This window comes from Bradyrhizobium sp. 159 (genome assembly GCF_023073795.1).
Classification (GTDB): domain Bacteria; phylum Pseudomonadota; class Alphaproteobacteria; order Rhizobiales; family Xanthobacteraceae; genus Bradyrhizobium.
In genome coordinates, this window is sequence record NZ_JADPKE010000030.1 from 1 (window position 1) to 5599 (window position 5599).

Annotated in this window: 4 protein-coding genes and 3 pseudogenes; 6 read left to right on the forward strand and 1 reads right to left on the reverse strand. The window is 58.8% G+C overall.

Features of this window, described 5'->3' with window-relative positions:
* Positions 1–513 (reverse strand): DUF6538 domain-containing protein (locus IVA96_RS06185; RefSeq protein WP_346347884.1); only part of this gene is annotated, 513 nt, incomplete at its 3' end.
* A 280-nt stretch (positions 514–793) separates the two neighbouring features.
* Between IVA96_RS06185 and IVA96_RS06190 the strand changes: the two are divergent.
* The 6 genes and pseudogenes from IVA96_RS06190 to IVA96_RS06215 form a co-directional block, all read left to right on the forward strand.
* Positions 794–1234: pseudogene (locus IVA96_RS06190) on the forward strand (helix-turn-helix domain-containing protein); the annotation flags it as partial.
* A gap of 213 nt (positions 1235–1447) precedes the next feature.
* On the forward strand, positions 1448–2041 hold the full coding sequence (locus IVA96_RS06195; RefSeq protein ID WP_247416182.1) for a hypothetical protein: 594 nt from the start codon (positions 1448–1450) through the stop codon (positions 2039–2041).
* A gap of 401 nt (positions 2042–2442) precedes the next feature.
* Positions 2443–3231: an HNH endonuclease gene (locus IVA96_RS06200; RefSeq protein WP_247416185.1), complete on the forward strand. Its 789-nt coding sequence runs from the start codon at positions 2443–2445 to the stop codon at positions 3229–3231.
* 331 nt (positions 3232–3562) lie between these two features.
* Positions 3563–4090 carry a DUF4145 domain-containing protein gene (locus IVA96_RS35370; RefSeq protein ID WP_247416187.1) on the forward strand — a complete coding sequence of 176 codons (528 nt, stop codon included), beginning with the start codon at positions 3563–3565 and terminating at the stop codon, positions 4088–4090.
* A 147-nt stretch (positions 4091–4237) separates the two neighbouring features.
* Positions 4238–4555: pseudogene (locus IVA96_RS06210) on the forward strand (DNA methyltransferase); the annotation flags it as partial.
* 423 nt (positions 4556–4978) lie between these two features.
* Positions 4979–5397: pseudogene (locus tag IVA96_RS06215) on the forward strand (transposase); the annotation flags it as partial.
* Between the last annotated feature and the right edge of the window lie 202 nt (positions 5398–5599).

Here is a 5599-nt window from a genome sequence, read left to right on the forward strand (position 1 = left end):
CCGAAGGATGTGATGCTTGGTCGGAATCAACTCGTTGACGCGGAGCATGGCGAGATGGTCCTGAACCGCCTCGATGTCAGTTTCGGACAGCCCGTCCGCGACCATGCGAAGGCGATCCTCGGCTCGAACGACGGCAGCGACGCCCTGGGCATCCAGCAGCGCGTAGGCCCAATATGCCCTTCGGTCGTCGGCCCGGGCCTGCTCAAGATCGAACTCCGGCGAGCTCTTGGCCGCGACGGCCACCCGGTCGAGCTTGGTCAGATGCCGGCCGACGACGGCATGCAGCATTGTCTCGATTTGAGACCGCGTCAGATGCGGGTCGGCGCCATCGGCAAGCATTGCGGCATCGTCCAGGATCAGGTTGAGCTGGGTGGCCAGGCGGCGCGCCGCCGAGCGGCTTGTCGTTCGCAGGCTCATGGAAACATGCGGCCGGCCAAGGCGATTGGCAAGCGCGGGAGGCGTACGGCGCCGCCAATAGTAGACGGCTTGGCGCCGAAAGATGTGGAAAGCCATTTTCGAGCGACACCCTGTGCAGCAGTGATGTGTCGCAGCGCTGTGCAGCAGCGCCCCAGCCAGGCCGGTTTCGTCAGCAATTTCAGGGGCAGCGGGGCTTCTGGCTGGGGCGGGAGGGATCGAACCTCCGAATGGCCAACCTCTAAATCATTGAAAAGACGCGGTATTCACGCACTATTGCTGCGGAGGTGATACACACAAGTGCGACACTCCGCAAGCCGACAATCGCGGGTGCCGCGCCGATCGCGGCAAGATCGCTGGGCTCTGAAGGAGAGTGCTTGTGGCGAATGCAGGTGTCAGAGGCCGGCCGATCGCGCGTTGGTGCTGAGTCAGCAGGAGCGGACGTACTTGGAGAGGCAAGTTCGTCGTCATCGTGTTGCCCGGTCGCTATCTGAGCGGCGCCACGCGATCCTGCGGTGTGCGGATGGCCTGCAAAGCAAGTCGGTGGCTACCGAACTCGGCCTCCATGAGCACACCGTTGGCAAATGGCGGCGCCGATTTTGAAGGATCGCTGCGATGGTCTGCTTGACGAGGCCCGCCCTGGCGCCCTCGCACCATGAACGACGATCTGGTCGCCGCCGTGATCGAACGAACGTGGCGGACGACGCCAGCCGACGCGACGCACTGGTCGATCCGCTCGATGGCTGCGGAAACTGGCTTTTCTCACACCACGATCCGCCGAATGTGGACGGCGTTCGGCTTGCAGCCGCACCGCAGCGAACCAACGTTCCGGAGCCAAGAGGTGCTGGGCTCCCTCCATCGATCAACACTAATCCGACGGTGCATGGGGAAATATGGCTATCGATTATAGGCCCGAAATCAAACGACACTTGGCACCATTCCGCAATGGGAGAATGACTGCACTTAAGCCTAATGATTATCTAGCTCTCCGGCAGCATCAACCATAAGATGCGTCCAGGGGGAGGCGATCGTCATGAAAAAACTGAAGGTCGAACTACAGCATTGCTACGGCATCAAAAGCCTCAAGGAGCAATTCGATTTCGCCTCGGCCAGTGCCTGTGCGGTCTACGCGCCCAATGGGGCAATGAAATCCTCCTTGGCAAAGACCTTCCAAGACATCGCCGACGGTAAGGCGTCAGGAGACCGCGTTTTTCCGGAAAGGCCGACATCGCGAAGCGTTGTCGACGAGACCGACACGGCGATTCCGCCCGAATGCATTCTCGTTGTCAGGCCGTATGACGAGGTCTTCGGGCATACCGAGCGGACATCGACCCTCCTCGTGAACGCCGCCCTGCGAGAGGAATATGAACGACTGCACGTGGAGATCGATGCGGCCAAAGAGCGCCTGCTGGCGGCTTTGAAGGCGCAGTCAGGCACCAAGAAGGATATCCGTAGGCATAAACTTGCATCACCAGCCCAGCACCGATGGCAAAGACAGTCAAAGCTCTGTTTGCCAAAGCCCGTGACAGCAACCACTTTCTCTACGATTGGATGCGGGCTAACCACGATGATCTGCAGGCCGAACTTGGCACGGGGCGCATCGTGTGGCGTTCCGCTAATCGCGTAGGCCAAGCCTCTAATCAGGGGAGCCATAGGATCATCACGGCGGAGGCCGGCTTACCTTGCAAGATATACGTTGGGACGCCGCGAGGAGCTCTGCGGCCTTGCACGCCCGTCGGCTCGCCCCAGAAGGCAAACCAAGAGAGCAGAGGAATTATAATCCTGGGGTCGGAGGTTCGAGCTGCTGCCGGTTTGATGGACAGCCCGTTAAGCTAATCCCACCTTGCGTTCGAACTCAACTAGGCTGCCGGCGGTCGAGTGCCTGCGTGTCGATCGGCAAGCGTCATCAGAGCGCCGAGGAATTCGCTCAGACAAATCGCGCCATGGCTTGGGATTGGATCAACAGCGCGCTACAGTCAGTCGCGGGCGTTGATAATAACCCGGCGGCGAATCAGGCGGAAAGCTGGAATGGCCACGCAGTACGAAGAAGCGAAGAGGCTCCTGCCAATCATCGCCGCTGCGGCAATGTCGGGCCAGCACTTGACCTATCAGATAGCCGCTCAAAAGCTTGGGCGGCCCAAAAACAACGCGCGCACGGTCGCACAGGTTTGCGATTTGCTGGATGCCGCCGCTGCCCTTGCGGACGTGCCGCTTTTAGCGTTGACCACGGTCCTCACCGCCAACCTACGTGTTAATCCCGACGCTTGGGCCGAGGTTGAGCCTGAGATACGCAGCGCCATCATCAATCGGTCTCAGAACCACACTTTTACGAAATCCGATATCAGTGCAATTGGTGCGGCACTTGAGAGGCTGAAGGGCTACAGCAACCGCAAGGCCTGGCCGTATCTGTCAACATTGATGCCGTCGGGCGAGCGGCGGCTGCGCCTCGCGGGAGTTGGGACAGCGGCGTACACGGATGCCATCGACGATCTGGGCACCGATAGCCCTGCGGTCACGACCTTTACCGGCAAGCGATACGCGCGGGATGCCATGGTGCGAGATGCGGTTAAGGAGCGCGCGGACGGAAGGTGTGAATACTGCGGTGAGCTTGGCTTCAAGTGCAGCAACGGTTCGCGGTACCTGGAATGCCATCACATCATCGCCTTGGCCGATCAGGGTGCCGACATGATGACGAATGTTATCGCCATTTGCCCGCAAGACCACCGGGAAGCGCACTTTGGAGAGCGGCGGGAGCAGATCGAGGCGGAGATGATTGCGAAGGTCAACGCCGCAGAGGCACGCCGTATGAACAGGTAAACATTAAACACGTCCGCCGCCTGCGACGTTCGGCCGTTGCACAAGACTATTGCTGGTTGTAACGTGTCTGCAGCCGAGACTGAGTCTCGGCTTTTTAATGCGAGGCGGAATGAAGAAATCTCTCTGGAAGGGGAGTTTTACGGAAACGTCTATTCCTTCTTACCCCTGTCCAAGCTGCAGAACAGGCGTCTTGAGGAAACGCAAGAAGGAGGACCTGACGAGTCGGCGTCCAAAGGACCCGTCTTTCGAAGTTTATGAAGAAAACCCACCTGCTTGGCCGTCCAGATTTGCGCTATTCCTAACGTGCGAGCTATGCGCCGAGGTCGTCGTTGTGACGGGCACATCGACTGACGTGCCGGAAGAAATGCTTGATCAGAGCCTTGAATGGTTTGAGTACCTGCAACCCGAAAGCATGCTGCCGCCGCCACCCATCATCAGCACCGAACGAGTGCCAAGGCCAGTGCGCGTAGAATTGGAGAAATCGTTCGGCTTATACTGGAATGATACAGGTGCTTGTGCATCGCGGATGCGGACAAGCCTGGAACGTTTGATGGACCACTTCAAGATCCCCACCACCACCACCACGGCGAGGGATCGTTCCGGAAAGAAATATCGAAAGCGCTTGGACTTGGCGTCTCGAATCGACAAATTCGCTGCCAAGGTAAAATGGAATCAGTATTCTCAGATGCTCCATGCCCTGCGGGTAGTCGGAAATATAGGTACACATGGGAATAAGGCCGTAACAAAGACGGACATGCTCGACGCTTACAAGCTGTACGAACATGCACTCGCAAACATGTTCGAAGAAAAAAACGAAAGCATCACAGAAATCATCAAGCGCCTATATGGGATGAAATAAGCGCGAAACTTGCCTGTCAGGATGGAATTCCGGAACCTGACGGGCTGGAGCCATCCGCCGCAAAAAACATGCCCCTTTTATGGTCACCGCCGGTAAAAGTCCCTATCAGAGCGAAGTGATTCGCGGCCACCGAGGGACGCTGACCGCATGCCGATTTTGCAATGGTTGGACCGAGATAAAGACGTTCAGACCGCGGAGGCTATCCCTTACCGCCTTCTAGAGGCCGACGACACGCACAGCGCCGGCAATGCCGAAACGCCGAATATGCTGATTCAGGGTGACAACCTTGAGGCTCTTAAGGCGCTGCTCCCCTATTACGCCGGGCGCGTGAAGTGCATTTTCATCGATCCGCCGTACAATACCCGTAGCGCGTTCGAGCATTACGACGACAATCTTGAGCACAGCCAGTGGCTGGCAATGATGTTTCCGCGCCTTCAGTTATTGCGCGATCTCCTCGCCGAAGAACCACCCAACAGCAACGCACTTGAGCATGCCGCTTGATCCCGTCTCTTTGGTTAGTCCGAAACCTTCCCAGGAGGCCGCGGAGCAGATCCAGCGCGTTCTTGACACGATAGGCGCCGCGAGAGTTCAGATGCCGAAAAAGATTACTTAGCCTTAGCGAGAATGCCATTGGCTCTCGCTACGGTCTGGGAGGTTGTCCTCGCCACGTTCATTCGGCAGAATCATCTCGATGCGTGCGATCGTAATCTCGAACATATTGGTCGTGTCCCCGGAGGTGGTGTAGCTCGGTAGAGCAAAGCCGCCCGGACGCGCGCCTCACCTAGCGCCGTAGCGGGCGGGCGGCTTTGCAGTGGTCACCGGCAGTTCTCCGGTAGGATCGGGTTGCGACACGCCAACCCAACCGAGGAACCGCCGACGACCAACGACATGATGAACCTGCGCACGCTCGTAGAGAAGACCCCAGGCGCCGATCTGCTGCGCGAGCTGATCGGCTTTGCTGCCCAGCGTCTGATGGAGATGGAATTCGAAAGCCAGACCGGGGGCGGGCTATGGCGAGAAGGCCCCGAGCGTCTGGCCCAGCGCATGGCTACCGCGACTGGATCTGGGAGACCCGGGCCGGCGAGGTTGAGCTGCGCATTCCCAAGCTGCGCAAGCGGTCCTAATTCCCGGGCTTCCTGGAGCCGCGGCGGATGGCCAAGAAGGCGCTCACCGCCGTGGAGCAGGAAGCCTATGTGCAGGGCGTCTCGACCCGCTCGGTGGACGACCTGGTGCAGGCGATGGGTATGACCGGGATCTCCAAAAGCCAGGTGAGCCGGCTCTGCGGCGAGATCGACGACAAGGTGAATGTGAATAAGCCGAAGTTCGCCCCCCCATCGGCTTACAACATTGACCCCATACGTGATGAACATTCCCGTGATCGTTCAATGAATTCGGCTGTGTTGGCGGGGGCGCATTGCCTCATCCAGAATGTTACTGGACAACTTCTCGCCGATGATTGGGTCGGGGCCATCGAATTGGTTCGGTGGCGTCTATGGCGGGAAAGATCAG

Excerpts from the sequence above, each read along its gene's own strand:
- IVA96_RS06195 (WP_247416182.1), top strand. The coding sequence starts at position 1,448 with ATGAAAAAACTGAAGGTCGAACTACAGCATTGCTACGGCATCAAAAGC.
- IVA96_RS06200 (WP_247416185.1), top strand. The coding sequence starts at position 2,443 with ATGGCCACGCAGTACGAAGAAGCGAAGAGGCTCCTGCCAATCATCGCC.